This window comes from Pseudoalteromonas sp. SR43-3 (assembly GCF_014163875.1).
GTDB lineage: Bacteria > Pseudomonadota > Gammaproteobacteria > Enterobacterales > Alteromonadaceae > Pseudoalteromonas > Pseudoalteromonas distincta.
Genome location: NZ_JACJEC010000020.1, coordinates 47,284 through 65,476, shown reverse-complemented (window position 1 = coordinate 65,476; position 18,193 = coordinate 47,284). Strand labels below are relative to the sequence as shown.

General features: G+C 39.4%; 14 protein-coding genes and 1 tRNA gene. 11 read left to right on the top strand and 4 right to left on the bottom strand.

The features are described from left to right. The first annotated feature begins 166 nt into the window (after positions 1–166). Genes H5088_RS17230 through H5088_RS17220 form a run of 3 tightly spaced genes read left to right on the top strand, consistent with a single transcriptional unit; the run spans position 167 to position 2,659 of the window. The gene (locus tag H5088_RS17230) at positions 167–1,414 is read left to right on the top strand and encodes a DEAD/DEAH box helicase (RefSeq protein ID WP_039484965.1); all 1,248 of its coding nucleotides are present in this window, start codon (positions 167–169) and stop codon (positions 1,412–1,414) included. A 59-nt stretch (positions 1,415–1,473) separates the two neighbouring features. After that, positions 1,474–2,454 carry a sensor domain-containing diguanylate cyclase gene (locus tag H5088_RS17225; protein ID WP_182753911.1) on the top strand — a complete coding sequence of 327 codons (981 nt, stop codon included), beginning with the start codon at positions 1,474–1,476 and terminating at the stop codon, positions 2,452–2,454. A 16-nt stretch (positions 2,455–2,470) separates the two neighbouring features. Next, positions 2,471–2,659: a hypothetical protein gene (locus H5088_RS17220; RefSeq protein ID WP_039484956.1), complete on the top strand. Its 189-nt coding sequence runs from the start codon at positions 2,471–2,473 to the stop codon at positions 2,657–2,659. 126 nt (positions 2,660–2,785) lie between these two features. On the opposite strand, the gene H5088_RS17215 is transcribed toward H5088_RS17220, so the two are convergent. Further along, positions 2,786–3,742, bottom strand: coding sequence for a methylenetetrahydrofolate reductase (locus H5088_RS17215; protein WP_024597318.1), 957 nt, complete (start codon positions 3,740–3,742; stop codon positions 2,786–2,788). A 250-nt stretch (positions 3,743–3,992) separates the two neighbouring features. Between H5088_RS17215 and H5088_RS17210 the strand changes: the two genes are divergently transcribed. The 3 genes from H5088_RS17210 to H5088_RS17200 all read left to right on the top strand — a co-directional run bounded on the left by H5088_RS17210 (position 3,993) and on the right by H5088_RS17200 (position 8,607). Continuing rightward, positions 3,993–6,875 carry a pitrilysin family protein gene (locus H5088_RS17210; RefSeq protein WP_182753909.1) on the top strand — a complete coding sequence of 961 codons (2,883 nt, stop codon included), beginning with the start codon at positions 3,993–3,995 and terminating at the stop codon, positions 6,873–6,875. Between the two features lie 197 nt (positions 6,876–7,072). Then, on the top strand, positions 7,073–7,891 hold the full coding sequence (gene cysE, locus H5088_RS17205; protein WP_002958786.1) for a serine O-acetyltransferase: 819 nt from the start codon (positions 7,073–7,075) through the stop codon (positions 7,889–7,891). A 35-nt stretch (positions 7,892–7,926) separates the two neighbouring features. After that, entirely contained in the window at positions 7,927–8,607 is a 681-nt protein-coding gene (locus H5088_RS17200) for a hypothetical protein (RefSeq protein WP_182753907.1), read from the top strand. On the opposite strand, the gene xseA is transcribed toward H5088_RS17200, so the two are convergent. After that, on the bottom strand, positions 8,604–9,935 hold the full coding sequence (gene xseA / locus H5088_RS17195; RefSeq protein ID WP_149602214.1) for an exodeoxyribonuclease VII large subunit: 1,332 nt from the start codon (positions 9,933–9,935) through the stop codon (positions 8,604–8,606). The two genes, H5088_RS17200 and xseA, sit on opposite strands and share 4 nt — an antisense overlap. A 135-nt stretch (positions 9,936–10,070) precedes the next feature. Here xseA and guaB point away from each other — a divergent pair, with 135 nt between their 5' ends. The 5 genes from guaB to rimI all read left to right on the top strand — a co-directional run bounded on the left by guaB (position 10,071) and on the right by rimI (position 14,276). After that, on the top strand, positions 10,071–11,540 hold the full coding sequence (gene guaB, locus H5088_RS17190; RefSeq protein WP_002958783.1) for an IMP dehydrogenase: 1,470 nt from the start codon (positions 10,071–10,073) through the stop codon (positions 11,538–11,540). Between the two features lie 102 nt (positions 11,541–11,642). Then, positions 11,643–13,220, top strand: a complete 1,578-nt coding sequence (guaA, locus tag H5088_RS17185) for a glutamine-hydrolyzing GMP synthase (RefSeq protein WP_002958782.1) — start codon at positions 11,643–11,645, stop codon at positions 13,218–13,220. Positions 13,221–13,375: 155 nt separating this feature from the next. After that, positions 13,376–13,452: transfer RNA gene (locus H5088_RS17180), tRNA-Trp, on the top strand. A gap of 64 nt (positions 13,453–13,516) precedes the next feature. Continuing rightward, the gene (locus tag H5088_RS17175; RefSeq protein ID WP_182694285.1) at positions 13,517–13,822 is read left to right on the top strand and encodes a hypothetical protein; all 306 of its coding nucleotides are present in this window, start codon (positions 13,517–13,519) and stop codon (positions 13,820–13,822) included. Further along, the gene (gene rimI / locus H5088_RS17170) at positions 13,809–14,276 is read left to right on the top strand and encodes a ribosomal protein S18-alanine N-acetyltransferase (protein ID WP_182694287.1); all 468 of its coding nucleotides are present in this window, start codon (positions 13,809–13,811) and stop codon (positions 14,274–14,276) included. Before H5088_RS17175 ends, rimI begins: the two co-directional genes overlap by 14 nt. 73 nt (positions 14,277–14,349) lie before the next feature. Here the strand turns inward: rimI and H5088_RS17165 are convergent, their stop codons facing one another. Both H5088_RS17165 and H5088_RS17160 read right to left on the bottom strand, forming a co-directional pair. Next, on the bottom strand, positions 14,350–17,016 hold the full coding sequence (locus tag H5088_RS17165; protein ID WP_024596082.1) for an ATP-binding protein: 2,667 nt from the start codon (positions 17,014–17,016) through the stop codon (positions 14,350–14,352). Positions 17,017–17,424: 408 nt separating this feature from the next. Beyond that, on the bottom strand, positions 17,425–18,075 hold the full coding sequence (locus tag H5088_RS17160) for a TetR/AcrR family transcriptional regulator (protein ID WP_182753905.1): 651 nt from the start codon (positions 18,073–18,075) through the stop codon (positions 17,425–17,427). Between the last annotated feature and the right edge of the window lie 118 nt (positions 18,076–18,193).

The window sequence follows — 18,193 nt, the reverse complement described above, 5'->3', positions numbered from 1 at the left end:
AATTATAAAAGGCGCTAAATACAACGGTTATTTAGCGCCTTTTTTATTATTTTAGCGCTAAAGCGAAAGAGAGCAATCACGATTAAATACTTTTCTGGACTGGTTAATTTACGCAGTACAGTAATATGCGTACAATAGCGCTCTTTGTTATTTTAAAGCTAAGCCTATGTCTGCCACTACGTTCTCATCACTTAATCTCGACCCGTTATTATTAACAGCGATTGAGCAAAATAATTACACTCAACCAACCGCAATTCAGATTAAAACTATTCCGCCTATTTTAGCCGGAAGTGATGTAATGGGCAGCGCGCAAACAGGTACGGGTAAAACCGCCGCCTTTGTTTTACCTCTGTTACATAAGCTTTTAAATACCCCTAAAAAAGATGAGCAAGGCCTTGCCCGCGTTGTAATTTTAACGCCAACACGAGAGCTTGCTCAGCAAGTATTTGCCAGCTTTGAAAAGTACGCACAAGGCACTAACATCAATGGTGCTTTAGCCTATGGTGGTGCAAGTATTGGCCCTCAAATAAAAGCACTTAAAACAGCACAAGTTATAGTGGCCACACCAGGGCGTTTGCTTGATCATATAGTTAAAGGCAGTGTGGTACTTTCAAGCGTAGACTCTTTAGTGTTTGACGAAGCCGACCGCATGCTTGATATGGGCTTTATTGATGAAATTAGACGTATATTGCGACATATACCGGGCGATCGCCAAACTTTACTCTTTTCAGCTACGTTTGATGACAGCGTGTTTGAACTCAGTAAAAAGTTACTTAAAAACCCAGAACTAATTGAAGTTGATAAACGTAACTCAGCCGCGGTTGAAGTAGAGCAAGTTATTTACGCTGTAGATGAGGATCGTAAGCGCGAACTTGTATCGCACATGATTGGCATGAAAAACTGGCGCCAAGTGCTTATTTTTACTCGCACAAAACAAATGGCTGATCAGCTTGCTAAAGAAATGTGTAAAGATGGTTTAAAAACCGAATCAATCCATGGCGACAAATCGCAAGGCGCACGCGACCGTGCATTGCAAAACTTTAAAGAAGGTATTACACGCGTACTTGTTGCAACCGATGTAGCTGCGCGTGGTTTAGATATTTCTACACTTAGATACGTAATTAATTTTGAACTGCCGTACATTGCTGAGGATTACGTGCACCGTATTGGCCGTACAGGTCGTGCTGGTGAACAAGGGCTTGCTATGTCATTGGTAAGTCTTGATGAGCAATGGCTGCTAGAAGAAATTGAAGTATTACTCGATACGCGTTTAACGCCGCAGTGGTTAGAAGGTTACGAGCCTGACTTAAATAAAAAGCCCAAAGATAATCGTAAAAATACGAATAAATCTCGAAAAGATCGCGATAAAAAACGCATTACAGGTAAAAGAGAGCCAAGTAGACGTCGTAAATAATAGCTTTTAGTTTACTTTTTTGCCTACACTGGAGCTATTAAATAGCCGAGGTAAAGTTAATGTTTGAAACTGATAAATGGGCATTCTCTGGTGTTGATGGCCAAATATCTTTGCATAAATGGCAAAAATCAATGGACCTTATCACGGGGCTTTTTTCAGCCCCGTCTGGTTATATAGTTCAGGCAACAAGCAAAGGCTATCGCGTTGTTATTAGAAATAACGAAGGTGGCTCAAGCTTTGAAACCAACCCGATACTTCCCCCTCAAACTCCTCTTTTTTGTCGGCACGTCGCTGAAACTAATAATATTTTATATGTTAATGATGCAAGCAATAACGATGCATGGAACACCCTCCCAGAAGTAGTTGAGGACGGTGTTGAATCCTACCTAGGCTTACCTATTCATTGGCCAGAAGGTGAAGTATTTGGCACGCTATGCTTAAAAGACACTAAAATAACTAGCTATACCGATGAATACTTTGAGCTCATAGAGCAACTACGCGATTTAATTGAAGACGACCTAGCGCTTGTTTACAGCTATGAAAAAATGCGCGAAATAGCCATGTTAGACTCATTAACAGATATTTATAATCGCCGAGCACTTAACTTACTAGCTCAGCAAAAGCTTAATTTAGCACTGCGTTTGGGCTTCGACGTATGTTGCTTGTTTATTGATATAAACGACTTTAAAAAATTAAACGATACCTTTGGACATGAAGTGGGTGACAAAGCCTTAATTATATTGGCAGATACGCTAAAAAACCATTTAAGAGATGCCGACATAGTAGGGCGTTTAGGTGGTGATGAGTTTGTTGCAGTAATGCAATTAAGTGATAAAAGCAAAATTAACTACATTATGGATAAAATTTCGACTGAGTATACAAATGCTTTACTAAAAGAAGGTGTTTGCGATTTATCGCTCAGTATTGGTTATAGTTTTACTAATAAACAAAAGCAGCCCTTTGAAGCGCTATTAAATGATGCAGACCACGCAATGTATAAAAATAAACAAGCGTATAGGCTCGCTAAAAAAGCACAATAATAAAAGGAAGTTCGTCATGACTCATGCCACAAAAACTTGGCTGGTTTTTTCTGCGATAGGTTTTATTTTTTCATTAGCAATAATAAGCTTATTTGAAGCGCTTCCTAGCATTAGATTTATATCTGATGAGGGAATTATTTTTGGTGTTATGTGCTCCTCTATGGGGTTTGCCTTAAAAAGGCTTGAGAGTAATAACCAAAAATAGCTTCAATGAATAGCTTAAGCTGCAAATTTTTACTTGTACTTATTAATTTGTTTTTCAAAGTACGGACATAAAAAAGCAAGCCATGAGGCTTGCCAAGAAGGGTGTTAATTAGCTCTCACCTAGCCTTTAAGCTATTAGCTTTTCAGCAAGGTTTAATTCCATAATAGCTTTTAATAAACGGTATAAGTTAATTGATGCGTCAATTTCTTCTTTACGGTTTGTTAAGCTTTCAATATTTAAGCCCAGTGGCACGTCTAAATGCGCACAGCTTTTAAGTATTAAGTCGAGGTTTTCGCGGCAAATACGGACCGATTCGCTTAATGTATTGTCTGCATCAAGCATGCGCCATTTTGTTGCCTCTGGCACTGAGATACCCAACCATTGCATAAATTCTAAGGTTTTTTCGCCGCCGCACGGGGTAAACGTTAATATAATACGTTGTGGTGTAATACCCTGCGCTTTACATGTACGTGCGTAGCTAGTGATTAGCTCTATAGTCGCTTGTGCATCGTAAACAGCTTGCGATATAAAAAACTGACAACCTTGTGCTGTTTTTTCTATTAATCGTTCGTGCTCATTTCGTTTACTTGAATGGCGTTCAGCAATCGTAACGCCACCTAAAAAGAAATCATCTGATTGCTCAGCCAATGCTTTATAAGCATCTGGCAGGCTTAGCTTTATATCGCCTATCGATGATGGGCTACCTACTAAAACAACATTTTGTAAATCGTAGTCGTTTTTAGTTTCACTTAGCCAATCTTTAAATTCGCCTACGCCACGCTGCGCCACACTTTTATAAGTAATCACATCTTGTGCAGATAAATTACGAAGTAAATGGCTGTATTCACGCGGATCAACGGTTTGTTTAAACGCAAATGGACGGTCTTGATTAGTTCGGCTGCTTTCGTCTTGAATGTCGTAAATTATCACGCCGTCGTATTCAATTTCGTGTAAGCGACCTAATAGCTTTTCTGCAATGGTTTTTAATTGCGCTTTATCGGTGCCAATTTTAGGCGGGGTAGTACCAATAAGATAAACACCTTGATTGGTGTCCACTATCTTCTCTTTTAGTGATAAAGCCATAATCCTCATTCCAGCTAAGTTTGTTTTGATGGATTTAATATAGCAGCCATTTAGACGTCTAGATAGATTTATTTAATGAAAGTTTTTCAATTAACATGATGTTTATTCATAGTGCTTGTTCCCATAATTTATAATTGACACAGTTGTTTACATAATAAATCCCCTTGGGACTCTTATATTTATTGGCTTTGGGGCATAATTAAAGAGTTAAATCTGACAACAAATTTGCTCAATTTAAAAAGGGACAACAATGAAATTTAAATTATTAGCAACCAGCTTAGCGGTATCGCTGGCTTTAACAGGTTGCACCATGCAACAAAATCAAAGCACGCAAACAACAGCACAACAAGAACAAGTAAATAAAGCTGATGATCGTGTTTTTTCGCAAGATTACTTAATTGAAGAACTAGAAAACGGCTTACGTGTCATGGTTGTTAAAACCGATTACCCTGATGTAGTGTCGCTGCAAATTCCGGTATCGGTTGGGTCGCGTAACGAAGTTGAAGAGGGCAAAACAGGCTTTGCTCACTTTTTTGAACACATGATGTTTAAAGGCTCACAAAAATACCCTGAAGATGTGTACTCAGACATATTAAAAAATTCAGGTGTTGATAACCGCGCTTATACAACAAACGATTACACAAATTACCATTTAAACTTTTCGAAGCAGCACCTTGATAAAGTACTTGAGCTTGAAGCTGATATTTTTCAAAACTTAACCTACACCGAAGAGCAATTTAGAACAGAAGCACAAACGGTAAAAGGTGAGTACTTAAAAAACAACGCGAGCCCAATTCGTAAATTATTAAGCGCTGTACGCGAAGAAGCGTTTGATAAGCACACGTATAAACACACCACTATGGGCTTTTTTAAAGACATAGAAGCCATGCCTGATCAAATGGCCTATGGTAAAGAGTTTTTTGCTAAGTTTTATAAGCCTGAGTATGTGTCACTTGTCATCGTGGGCGATGTAGACCCACAAGCAACAATGGCAATGGTTAAAAAGCATTGGGGCAGCTGGAAAAAGGGTAACTATGTTGCTGACATTAAAGCAGAACCTGTTCAACAAGCACCAAAATATTTACACCAGCAAGATGAAGCGCTACCAGGGCATTGGTTACTCGTATCGTACAAAGGCGCTGCGTGGGAGCCTGCTAAAAAAGACAGAGCGGCGCTTGATTTAATCTCACAGCTTTATTTTTCTAGTAATTCAGATTTATATCAAGAGCTAGTGGTCGACAAACAAATTGCCAGCCAAATGTTTACCTATAACCCAGAGACTAAAGATCCGGGTTTATTACACGTATTTGTTAAAGTAGAAAACGCAGGCGATTTAGCCACTGCGCGCGATGCCATTAATCGAACTTATGCAAAAGCACGCACTGAGCTTGTTGATGAGCAAAAGCTAAGTGATTTAAAATCGAATCTTAAATACAGCTTTATTAATGGCTTAGATTCGTCGCAAGCGATTGCATCAACCCTTGCCAGCTACATGCATTTTGAGCGCGATCCTGAGGTTATAAACCAGCTGTATAAATCGGCAGATAACATCACCAGCGCAGATATTAAAGCCGTTGCTAATAAATACTTTACTGATAACGCACGTACCACATTAACAATGTCGGCACTTGATAAAGCCCCAGGTTTTGAGCAAGAAGTTAATTTAAATGCGCTTACTGCAAAGCTTGAACAAGCACCTGCGGCACCTGCATTTAAAGTACTTGATAAAACCAATAGCTCGCCGTTAATCGATGTTAACTTTTTATTCAATACCGGCGCGGCTGCCGACCCTCAAGGCAAAAAAGGTGTTGCAGCGCTCACTGCGGCAATGCTTGCACAAGGTGGCTCAGAGGCGACAAGCTATAAAGATATTCAAAAAGCACTTTATCCGCTTGCAGGTAGCTTTGGTTATCAAATAGATAAAGAAATGCTGTCGTTCCAAGGGCGTATTCATAAAGACAATGCAGCGCAGTGGTATTCACTTGTGAGCGATCAATTATTAAACCCAGGCTTTAGAGACGATGACTTTAAACGCCTTAAAAAAGAAATGATCGATGGTATTAAATCAGGCTTAAAAGCATCTAACGATGAAGAGCTAGGCAAAGAAGTGCTATACAGTGCACTTTACAAAAATCACCCTTACGAAAGTTACAACTACGGTGATATTTCGGATTTAGAAGCGTTGACGCTAGATGATGTTAAAGCGTTTTATAACAGCGAGCTTACGCAATCTAAACTCACGGTTGGCTTAATTGGGGCTGTGCCTGCAAACCTTAAAGCTAAAATGATGAGCGATTTTGCAACGCTACCAAAAGGTGAGCAAAGCCGTTTAAGTATTCCTGATGCGCCAGTGCTTAAAGGTCATCATGCAACTATTGTAGAAAAATCGGCACAATCGACTGCTGTATCGTTTGGTTTTCCTATTGATACAATAAGAAGTAGCGAAGACTGGACAGCCCTTTGGCTTGTGCGTTCGTACTTTGGTGAGCACCGTAGTTCTAACAGCTTTTTATATGAGCGCATTCGTGAAACTCGCGGCATGAACTATGGCGATTACGCATATATTGAATATTTTCCACGTGGTATGTTTCAAACCAAGCCAGATGCAAACCTAGGGCGCTCAGAGCAAATATTTCAAGTGTGGTTACGCCCACTTCGCTCTAATAACGATGCGCACTTTGCAACACGTACCGCCTTGTTTGAGCTAGATAAGCTAATTAAAAATGGTATGAGCGAAGGTGATTTTGAAGCTACGCGTAACTTTTTAATTAACTTTGTGCCGCAAATGGTTGCAAGTCAAAATCGCCAATTAGGTTACGCGCTTGATAGCGAATTTTACAACACTGATAACTTTGTAAGTTACGTAACTAATAAACTTAAAACGCTAACGCTTGCTGATGTTAATCGCGTTATTAAAGAAAACTTACAAACAGACAATGTTCACTATGTATTTATTACTGGTGACGGCGCTGATATGCAAAAACGTTTAGCATCGCAGCAAACATCACCAATGATTTATAACACTAATAAACCTGCTGAATTAGTGGCTGAAGATAAAGTGATTGCTGATTATAAATTAGCAATTCCTGCAAAAAATATTGAAGTGATGAAAGTCGATAAAGTATTTCAATAATTTAAGTGTTTTTTAAGCGTTAAAATAATGCCTCGGTGCTATAAGCATCGTGGCATTTTTATTATTTAATAATGAAACTTAATAAACAGTTATACCTAATAACCAGAACAAATAACTAAGGGATTAACACCTTAGTGGTTAAATCCGTTAGACTTGGGAAAAGGCTATTTTATATCAACTTAAGGCAGTGCAGTATTATGCGTCATGCAATTTGGCAACAGCTTCGCGACGAAGCTAACGATGTAGTAAAACGTGAACCATTATTAGCAAGTCATGTTTATTCATGTGTTTTAAATCATGATTGTTTAGGTTCGGCATTGAGCTTTATTGTTGCTAATAAGTTGGCTGATGCGGTGGTATCTGCATTCACTATCCGAGAGCTGTTTGACCAAGCATTTGTAAAATGTGACCGTATGCTATCTTTTGTTGCTGAGGATATTAAAGCGGTAAAAGACCGCGACCCTGCATCAGAAACCTATCTTACGGTTATATTAAATCTAAAAGGTTTTCATGCTATTCAGGCGCACCGTTTGGCTAATTGTTTGTGGCAACAAAATCGCAAAGAGCTAGCGCGCTTTATTCAAAGCCGTAACTCTGAAGTGTTTGGGGTCGATATTCACCCAGCATGTAAAGTGGGTAAAGGCATTATGTTTGACCACGCAACCGGTATTGTTATTGGTGAAACAGCGGTAATTGAAGATAACGTATCAATTTTGCAATCTGTAACGCTTGGCGGTACAGGTAATGAGCAGGGCGATCGTCATCCTAAAATTAGAGCAGGCGTATTAATTGGCGCCGGCGCTAAAGTACTTGGTAATATTGAAGTAGGTGAGGGCGCACGAATTGGTGCGGGCTCAGTTGTGCTTAGCAATGTTCCACCACACACAACCGCTGTTGGCGTACCCGCTAAAATTATTGGTCGACCGGATTGTGAGTGTCCGGCGCAAAGTATGAACCAAAACTTTTTAGCAAATCCTGAGCCTGAAAACGAATCGCACACGAGTGCAATGTTATAAGTAATTAAAAATAATAAAACTTAAAAGGAGTTAACATGAACAAGAATAGTTTATTGGCTCTAGGGATTGGTTTTATTGCGGGTGTAGGTTTAACTTGGAGCTACTTTAATGCAGCTTCAAGTCATCCAGAATCTGTTAAGTCGCAGCCAAGTTATGAAAAACAGAAAAAGCTTCATACTGAACAACAAAGTAATGAGGTATTGAGTAATGCAGACTCTGCAGTACCTGAGCAAGTCGCTAGTATAGAGCCCGCTGAAGACACGCCTACAACCAATTCAGAAACCCAAATGCTTGATGAACTACCTTTAGAAGAGCAAGTAACTCAGCTTAAGCAGCAACTCGCCGAACAGAAAGCGGCGCTCAAAAGTGTTTTAAAGAAAATGAGGGGCCCTTCAGATTTTGAGCAGGTTTTACGTGATAAATTTGAAAATCAAACGCGCGATGAAGAATGGGCTTATCGTACTGAAATGGCATTACAAGATTTTTTATTAACAGCTGATTTATCAATTATTCCTGACGTTGTTAGTGCAAAATGTAAAAAAACAGTATGTGAATTTGAACTTGCCGCCCCCATTGATAACGACACATTTGGTAATGCTCAATGGCGAGAGCTAAACGATAAGTTGATGGAACAAGAGTTTTGGCAACAATTTAAAAGCACTACCTCCACATCGAGCGATAGCGAACTTAAAATGTTGCTAAGTACAGAGCTTTAAATAATTTGTGATTCTATAGAGCCATCGACTAACTCTGTAACTAAAACATCGCCTGTTTTAATTTGCCCCACAGATTTAACTACTTTTCCTTGCTGTGTTTTAGTGATGCTATAACCGCGCGCTAAAACATTAAGCGGACTTACCGAGTCTAACCTGCTTGCTTGCAGTGCTAAGCTATTATTCGCTTGTTGTAACTGATGCTGTATAGCTTGGTTTAGCCTAGCTTGTAATTGCGAGAGTTGATGGCTTGCTGAAGCGAGTTTTTTATCAGGTGATTGGCGCATCAAACGAGGCGTTAAGTTATTGAGTGTGCGTTCTTGCTGATATAAACGATTACGCATAGCTTGTTGCAGCGCAATGCTTAGCTCATCCAAACGTTGTGATTTTTGACTAAGCTGATTACGCGGATGACACAAATTAAGGCGGTGTTGTAACTGCGTTGCTAATGCGCGTTTATCGGCAATACCGTGCTTAAACGCGTTAGATAAACGATTAACTAATTGTGTTACTTTGTTGTGTAACTCTTGCGTATTTGGGCTTACAAGCTCAGCTGCGGCTGATGGAGTGGCTGCACGAACATCAGCAACGTAATCGCTAATGGTTGTATCTATTTCATGGCCTACTGCACTTACTATAGGTAATTCACTTTCAAAAATAGCTCGTGCGAGCTGTTCGTGATTAAAACACCATAAATCTTCAAGTGATCCGCCGCCTCGTCCTAAAATAAGTACGTCAACTTCATCACGAGCATTAGCTAATTCAATTTGATTAATTAAATGTAGGTGTGCTTCTTTGCCTTGTACCATAGCAGGGTAAATGATTACTTCTAACTGCGGCGCACGGCGTTTAAGTACCGTTAAAATATCTTTTATAGCAGCGCCGGTTGCAGAGGTAATAACACCAATACGATTAATGTTTTGCGGAAGTGGTTTTTTATACGCAGAGCTAAATAATCCTTCGGCGGCCAAACGCATTTTAAGTGCATCGAATTCTTGTTTTAGCTGACCTTCGCCGGCCGGTTCCATATGCTCAACAATAAGCTGGTAGTCACCGCGAGGTTCATAAAGTGATACACGCGCTTTTACTGTAACTTGCGCGCCATTTGCAGGGCGATAGCTTTGGTTGCGATTATTCCCACGCCACATAGCGGCTTTAATTTGTGCTTTATCGTCTTTTAACGAAAAGTACCAATGTCCAGATGCAGGGGTAATAAAGTTAGAAATTTCGCCCGTGAGCACTAAAGATGCAAAACCTTGCTCAAGAATTGTGCGAATTTCTCTATTAAGGCGTGAAACGGTGTAAACCGCCTGCGAAGGCTTCGAAAACATAAAAAACAACCTAAAACTATTTATTGCACTACTTTATCATAAATATTTGCGAAATATTATTTACTCATGCCAACAACGCTGTTAAAATTTGGCCGCAATTCCTTATCTTAGATCCACATGTGAGAAGTTGCCAAAATGCTTAGAATCGCTAAAGAAGCTCTTACCTTTGATGACGTACTTTTAGTACCTGGTCATTCTACTGTTTTGCCACACACGGCAAATATTTCAACTCGCTTAACGCGTGGTATCAAACTTAACTTGCCGCTTATTTCAGCATCTATGGATACTGTTACAGAAGCTCGTTTAGCTATTGCCCTTGCGCAAGAAGGTGGTCTTGGTTTTATTCATAAAAACATGACTATTGAAGAACAAGCGAAAAACGTACGTAAAGTTAAAACCTACGAAGCAGGTATTGTTTCATACCCTGTAACGGTCACTGCCGATTTAACAATTGCAGATGCAATTGAGCTTTCGCACGAAAAAGGTTTTTCAGGCTTTCCGGTTACCGACAGCAATAATGTGCTTGTAGGCATTGTTACTAGTCGTGATATGCGTTTTGAAACTAAGCTTGAACAGCCTGTTTCTACCGTTATGACCAAAAAAGAAAAGCTTGTTACCGTTAAAGAGGGCGCAGCACGCGAAGAAATTTTAGGCTTAATGCACGAACACCGCATTGAAAAAATCCTTGTTGTTGATGATGAATTTAAACTCAAAGGCATGATCACAGTAAAAGATTACCAAAAAGCCCAAGACAAACCTGACGCATGTAAAGATGACCAAGGTCGTTTACGTGTAGGTGCTGCTGTAAGTGTTGGCGCAGGTACTGATGAGCGTATTGCTGCATTAGTAGAAGCGGGTATTGATGTTTTACTTATCGATACATCGCATGGTCACTCTCAAGGCGTTATTGACCGTGTTACTAAAACTCGCAAAGAGTACCCAGACTTACAAATTATTGCAGGTAACATTGCAACGGCTGAAGGTGCGATTGCACTAGCTGATGCCGGAGCAGATGCAGTTAAAGTAGGTATCGGCCCTGGTTCTATCTGTACTACACGTATTGTTACCGGTTGTGGCGTTCCACAAATTACCGCTATTTCAGATGCTGTTGAAGGCTTAAAAGGTCGCGACATTCCTGTTATTGCTGATGGTGGCATTCGTTTTTCTGGTGATATTGTTAAAGCACTTGTTGCTGGTGCATCGTGTGTAATGGTGGGTTCTCTTCTTGCTGGTACAGAAGAAGCACCAGGTGAAGTTGAATTGTACCAAGGCCGTTATTACAAATCTTACCGTGGTATGGGCTCATTGGGCGCGATGGATCAAAAAGAAGGTTCATCAGATCGTTACTTCCAAAAATCAAACGAAGCAGACAAGTTAGTACCTGAAGGTATTGAAGGTCGCGTAGCTTACAAAGGTCCTATTGCAACGATTATTCATCAGCAAGTGGGCGGCCTACGAAGCGCTATGGGCTTAACGGGTTGCGCAACAATTGAAGAGCTAAATACAAAACCACAATTTGTACGTGTTACTTCAGCAGGTATGGGTGAGTCGCACGTTCATGATGTGCAAATCACTAAAGAAGCACCAAATTACCGCTTAGGTTAAGCAGCGTAATTAATTTAATATACTGGGCTTGCTTTGCAAGCCCTCTTTTTAGTCGTTTACATTAACAAACGGCATTTAGCATCAGACTTTACGAGATACTCCATGAGCAAAGATATTCACGATTCACGAATTCTCATTTTAGACTTTGGTTCACAATACACTCAATTAATCGCCCGTCGTGTGCGTGAAATTGGTGTTTACTGTGAACTTTGGGCATGGGATGTGACTGAAGAGCAAATCCGCGAGTTCAACCCACAAGGTATTATTCTTTCTGGTGGCCCAGAATCAACAACACTTGAAAACAGCCCGCGCGCTCCTGAGTATGTATTTAATGCAGGCGTGCCTGTGCTAGGTATTTGCTACGGCATGCAAACAATGGCAGCTCAACTTGGCGGAAGTGTACACAGCTCTGATAAAAAAGAGTTTGGCTACGCACAAGTTGAAAAAGTAGGCAGCTGTGCATTATTTGATGCAATTGAAGACCATATTACTGATGGCGGCAACGGCATACTTGACGTATGGATGAGTCATGGCGATAAAGTAATGGACATTCCAGCTGATTTTACAACAACAGCTAAAACATCTACTTGTCCACATGCTGCAATGTCTAACGAAGAAAAGCGTTTTTACGGCGTACAATTTCACCCAGAAGTAACGCATACTCATCAAGGGTTACGTTTGCTTGAGCGTTTCGCTATTGATATTTGTGGCTGTGAAAAATTATGGACTCCTGCAAAAATCATCGATGATGCTATTGAGCGTATTAAAGAAACTGTAGGTGATGACGAAGTCATTTTAGGTCTATCTGGTGGTGTTGATTCATCAGTTGTGGCTATGCTTATTCACCGTGCAATTGGCGCAAAGCTAACATGTGTATTTGTTGATAATGGTTTACTTCGTTTAAACGAAGGTCAGCAAGTTATGGACATGTTTGGTAATAAATTTGGCTTAAACATTGTTAAAGTTGAAGCTGAAGAGCAGTTTTTAAATGATTTAGCTGGTAAGTCAGACCCAGAAGATAAACGTAAAGCCATTGGTCACACGTTTATTAATGTATTTGATGAGCAAGCCAAAAAGCTTAAAAATGCGAAATGGTTAGCGCAAGGTACTATTTATCCTGACGTTATTGAATCTGCGGCATCTGCCACAGGTAAAGCGCATGTTATTAAATCTCACCACAATGTGGGCGGATTACCAGATGACATGAAAATGGGCCTTGTTGAGCCATTGCGTGAATTATTCAAAGATGAAGTGCGTAAAATTGGTCTAGAACTTGGTTTACCGTACGACATGCTTTACCGTCATCCTTTCCCTGGACCAGGCTTAGGTGTACGTGTACTTGGCGAAATCAAAAAAGAGTACTGTGATTTACTACGCCGCGCAGATGCGATTTTCATCGAAGAGCTACACAAAGCTGAGCTTTACCATAAAGTAAGCCAAGCGTTTACTGTATTCTTACCAGTTAAATCGGTAGGGGTTATGGGCGATGCACGTAAGTACGATTGGGTTGTATCACTTCGTTGTGTAGAAACAATCGACTTTATGACAGCACGCTGGTCACATTTACCATATGAGTTTTTAGGTGTGGTTTCAAACCGTATCATTAACGAAATTGATGGTATTTCTCGTGTTGTTTACGATATTTCAGGTAAACCACCTGCAACTATCGAATGGGAATAATTAATTTTAGTTTTAATTAACTAATTTTAAGTGATTAAAAAACGGCGAATTAGCATGCTAATTCGCCGTTTTGTTTATTTAAAAAGCAGTTGAACTAAAAGAGTGATTTTTCTCTTTACCTTTGGCGAAACTTCTCTATAATTCGTCGTCATTGCAGGGGCGTAGTTCCAATTGGTAGAACAGCGGTCTCCAAAACCGATGGTTGGGAGTTCGAATCTCTCCGCCCCTGCCATTTCTTCTTTACATCGTTTTTATTACTTCTTATATTGTTCAAATGTCTAATCTACTGAGTTGTTATGCATCCACGTTACGCAGCTATTTTTGATATAGAAAATCTTGAACTCAATCAGCATTATTGTTCTCAAACAAATGACCAAGCAGATACTTTATCGCAAAGCACGACAGCTAGTTCTTTAACGATAAATGAGCAACTATTTGCAGACATTAAGCTCAGTGCAGGGGCTATTATTATAAATAGCGTTGTACAGGGTAGTGAGATGCAATTAAACGACAATCAGCTTACATTGCCAACCCCACAGCTCAACGCCTCTGAGAAGCGTGCTTTATGGGCTTTAATGAGTGAACACCTTGATAAACTTTAAATCAGTAGATGAAACTGCAATACCTCAATTAATGACCATCGAAACAGCATGTCATAGCCATCCGTGGACTTTAAATACAATGAGTTCATGTATAGGCGGGCGCTATTTTAATGTTGCCGCATTTGATGAGGTGAGCATGATTGGTTTTTATATTGGTGAAAAAGCAGGGCCTGATTTTACGCTTATGGATATTTGTGTAACACCAAGCCACCAGGGTAAGGGTATTGCAAGGCAGTTGTTAGCCCAGTTTATTGAATATGGTGAACAGCAAAATGCTGAAAACCTCTTTTTAGAAGTACGCGAATCTAATACGCGGGCTATTGCGCTATACGAGAACGCTGGCTTTACAGAGATGTCAGTGCGTAAAAACTACTATCCAAGTGATAATCCGGCCAAAAATGGCTTTGAAGACGCTATTTTAATGGGCATGGCATTAGGTTTAAACTTTTCATAATTAAAGTCGGTGGTTAGCGTTTTAAGCATAGAGCACTAACGCACCGAACTTGTACTATTTTGTAAGTTTTCTTTTAGGTTACTTTGCCACTAATTGCTTGCTCAATGGCTGCTATTAATTTATTTACTAGCTCGTCTCTTGGCACTTTATTGTTACTTTTTAAATTTTCTTCAAGTGCCGCAGCGCTGTGGTAAATCTCATCAAAATTAAAGCATCCAGAACTACCTTTAATACTGTGCGCTATACTTCTTAATGCTTCCCAGTCATTACAATGTTGCAGAGTTTTAACTTCTTCTAAATAAGTAGGTAAGTTGGCTAAATAGTTATCAGTAATTTGCTGAAACTTTTCGCTTTTTAATAAGCTGTCCCACTTATTTTGATTATCCTTTTCAAGATGTAGGTAGCTTACGAGTACATTTTCCAGAGCATCTTTATCAATGGGCTTAGCGAGTGCTTTGTTGCAGCCAGCTTCTAGGTAAGTGCCTATATCGTGGTTCATTACATTAGCAGTAAGGGCAATAATGGGGCCATCGTATGCTGCATGACGAAGCATTTTAGTCGCTTCTAATCCGCCCATTACAGGCATTTGCATATCCATTATAATAAGCTGATAGTCATTAACGAGTGCCATTTCTACAGCTTGTGCGCCATTACTAGCAATATCGGGTTCAAGGCCCCAAGTTTGCAGTAATAATTTAATTAATAGTTGGTTATCAGGGTTATCCTCAGCGACTAAAATATTAGCCTCAAAGTTATTGGTCGCAAACGATAAGAGAGGGTCTTTCTCTGGTATTAACTGGCTTTCTTGCGTTAAAAACTCAAGCATTGGTTGATCATCAGATAACTGACACGACACCCTAATTGTAAAGCGGCTACCAACGCCAACTTCACTTTCAAGCGTTACATCGCCACCAAGTAACAGTGCTAAATTTTTAGAAATACACAACCCAAGGCCTGTACCACCAAAACGACGTGTGGTTGTGGCATCGGCTTGCTCAAACGGTTTAAACACACGCTCTATTTGATGCTCAGACATCCCAATGCCGGTATCTTTAATTACAAATTCTAGCTTTTGACTTGCTTGTAAATAATGCACGCAAATAGACACACTGCCATTTTCGGTAAATTTAACAGCGTTATTTGCAATATTTATAAGTATTTGTTTTAAGCGGGTCACATCACTATAAATGGTGCGAGGTAGCGGCAGTTGGTAATCAATATTAAGGGTTAATTGTTTTTCTTGTGCCAGTGGTTGAATAATCGATTCAATGTCATGCACAAGCTGCACTACGTTTAACGCAGACAAATCGACAGCTAGCTTTTCAGCTTCAATTTTAGATAAGTCGAGTATGTTATTTATTAACTCTAGTAAGTGTTTTGAATTACGTAAAATAGTGCTTAAATGTTGTTTGTCGTTGGCTACTTTGTCGTTGTGGAGTAATTGCTCTGTAAAGCCCATAATAGCCGTAAGTGGCGTTCGTATTTCGTGACTCATATTAGCTAAAAAACGACTTTTAAGCTGATTAGCTTGCTCGGCTTGGCCAATTGCAAGCTCTAGTTGGCTGTTCATGGCTTCAAGTGCTTTAGTACGACTTTCTACTTTATCTTCAAGGTGGTGTTTATATTCTTCAAGCTGCTGCTGGTAGTGTCTAATTTGATTAACCATGTGGTTAAAGTCGTTAAACAAAACACCCACTTCGTCATTTGTATGAGCTGGTAAGTGCACCGACAAATCGCCATCACCAACACGGTGGCTTGCAGCACCTAGTAATTCAATTGGATTAAGTAGTAAATTACGTACCACTATAAAAATTAATATTGGCAGGGTGATTATCGAAATAATAACAATTAAGCCTGTTATTAGGCTTATGGCTTTACCAGATTGATAAAGCACACCTTTGGGAATGGTTGAAACGTAATAATATCCACCGGGCATTTGTACGGCAAAAATCATTCGCTCTATTTTATCTATGCTTGAGAGTTCAATGGTAGAAAGCATGCCTATATCGGCAAGATCATGTACTTGGTTAAGTTCATATTCGCTTATGTATTGGCCGCGCATGTTGTAGTCGGAGCTAAATAAAATTTTCCCGTCTTTGGTCAACATTAAATTAAGTGTGTTGTTATATGGCGCTTCTAAAATACTGGAGTTGAGTATTGAAGGCTCTATATGTATTACAATAAAACCAAGCTGCTGTGGACGTTTCAAGTAGTAATCAACGCTGTCAATTCGTTGAATGAAATATAAGCTCGTGGTGCCATCGTCCTTTTGAATCATAAATTGCTGTGTACTTAAATTACTTTGCAATACTCGATTAAAAAATGGATAGCTTTTAGGCGCTGTTGTTAGGTTATTAGAGTAGTAGGCATCACTTTTCCCACTTGCTGAAACTAAATTAATGCTAATTATATCTGGATAAGCTTCGCTGTAACTGGCAAATACATCCATAAGCGCGCCAAGTTTTCGGGTGTAATTACCGTTGGCACTAATATCGTTTGCTAAAAAGTCACTAAGTACTGGCGAATTTGAAAGTAGTTTTGCAGTAGAGTGAAAAGAGTCGATATAGTTGAATATTTTTTGCTGTTGTTGCTCAACAAAACGGCTCATTATTAAATCAGCTTGTTTTTGTGTTGAATTAGTGACATTGGTGAGCGTAAAGCCACCTAAAAATAGCAGTGGCAGAATAACAAGAGGTGTTATATACCATAATAATCTTATACTTAACTTACTGGTTTTCATGACCAAACGACTTATCCTCCATGCAATCCGCCAATAATATGCGTTACGACCTGATTACACAAGCTTATAGCGGTCTTGGTGGCTAAATTACAATCATTAGTTGCATGATCTTTAGCTCTTTTTTTTATGTTTAAGTTATTTAAATTTAACAAGTTACATGGATATAATATTAATTCGCTGTTTAAAAAACTTACATAGTTTTACATCTTTTAAAGTCACTAATTTTTTGCCAAGCTGCTCTCCATAGCCGATTTACTGCCACGAGTTTATATATTGATGCATAGGCGAAATGAGGCTGAGAAGGCATAGCAAGGTTTAATACGATGATTTTGAGTGTTTGTTTAAAACGAACACGTGTAAGAAATACGCATTCGTAATAATGTTATTACCCATTAAATAATTACATATTTAACAGCCGTATGAGCGTACTAAAAAGTCGATGGTTATTTCAACCCATCGATCAATCGCATCTTTAGTTATTGGTCTATCCGGGTGAGTTAGATATAACAAATGGAGCTCGCTGCGCATTAACGCAACAAATACATCGGTAGCTTCTTCAATACTAATAGTTTCAAAGTTAAGCTCGTTTGAAGCCACTGCATCTGTTAAATACTTAGACACTTTACCTTTTACTACAAGCGGACCTGAATTGTAAAACATATGACCAAGAGCTGGGAAGCGGGGAGCTTCAGCTATTACGACGCGGTATAGCGCCATTGCTGATTCCGCCAAAGCAACTTGTAAATAGGCATACCCTAAACGGCGTAAGTTTTCAGTTAAGTTACCAGGTTTAAAAGTAATATTATGAATTGAAGCCGTAAATACTTCGCATTCACTTTTTATGACTGCTAAAAATAATGTTTCTTTATTTGTAAAGTGAGCGTAAACCGTCGATTTTGATACCCCTGCTTCACGTTGGATCATATCAGTAGTTGCACCGTTAAACCCATGAGTTAAAAATATTTTACGAGCTGCTTGTAATACTGTCCTTGCTTTTGCCCCAAGCTCTAGCTCACTAGGAGGCGTAGTGCTTTGGGAATTAGTAAGCTCTTTTGTCATTACATTTCACCTTGACATGATATTAAATTATGAATAGCATACCAAACCGAGCGGTACAGTTCAATTTAAGCTTTGAGTTTACAGTAACTAGTCCACTTCAGTAACGCTAATATAACTT

Excerpts from the sequence above, each read along its gene's own strand:
- guaA (WP_002958782.1), top strand. The coding sequence starts at position 11,643 with ATGAGCAAAGATATTCACGATTCACGAATTCTCATTTTAGACTTTGGT.
- H5088_RS17215 (WP_024597318.1), bottom strand. The coding sequence starts at position 3,742 with ATGGCTTTATCACTAAAAGAGAAGATAGTGGACACCAATCAAGGTGTT.
- H5088_RS17230 (WP_039484965.1), top strand. The coding sequence starts at position 167 with ATGTCTGCCACTACGTTCTCATCACTTAATCTCGACCCGTTATTATTA.
- guaB (WP_002958783.1), top strand. The coding sequence starts at position 10,071 with ATGCTTAGAATCGCTAAAGAAGCTCTTACCTTTGATGACGTACTTTTA.
- H5088_RS17175 (WP_182694285.1), top strand. The coding sequence starts at position 13,517 with ATGCATCCACGTTACGCAGCTATTTTTGATATAGAAAATCTTGAACTC.
- cysE (WP_002958786.1), top strand. The coding sequence starts at position 7,073 with ATGCGTCATGCAATTTGGCAACAGCTTCGCGACGAAGCTAACGATGTA.
- H5088_RS17200 (WP_182753907.1), top strand. The coding sequence starts at position 7,927 with ATGAACAAGAATAGTTTATTGGCTCTAGGGATTGGTTTTATTGCGGGT.
- H5088_RS17165 (WP_024596082.1), bottom strand. The coding sequence starts at position 17,016 with ATGAAAACCAGTAAGTTAAGTATAAGATTATTATGGTATATAACACCT.
- xseA (WP_149602214.1), bottom strand. The coding sequence starts at position 9,935 with ATGTTTTCGAAGCCTTCGCAGGCGGTTTACACCGTTTCACGCCTTAAT.
- H5088_RS17160 (WP_182753905.1), bottom strand. The coding sequence starts at position 18,075 with ATGACAAAAGAGCTTACTAATTCCCAAAGCACTACGCCTCCTAGTGAG.
- H5088_RS17210 (WP_182753909.1), top strand. The coding sequence starts at position 3,993 with ATGAAATTTAAATTATTAGCAACCAGCTTAGCGGTATCGCTGGCTTTA.
- H5088_RS17225 (WP_182753911.1), top strand. The coding sequence starts at position 1,474 with ATGTTTGAAACTGATAAATGGGCATTCTCTGGTGTTGATGGCCAAATA.
- H5088_RS17220 (WP_039484956.1), top strand. The coding sequence starts at position 2,471 with ATGACTCATGCCACAAAAACTTGGCTGGTTTTTTCTGCGATAGGTTTT.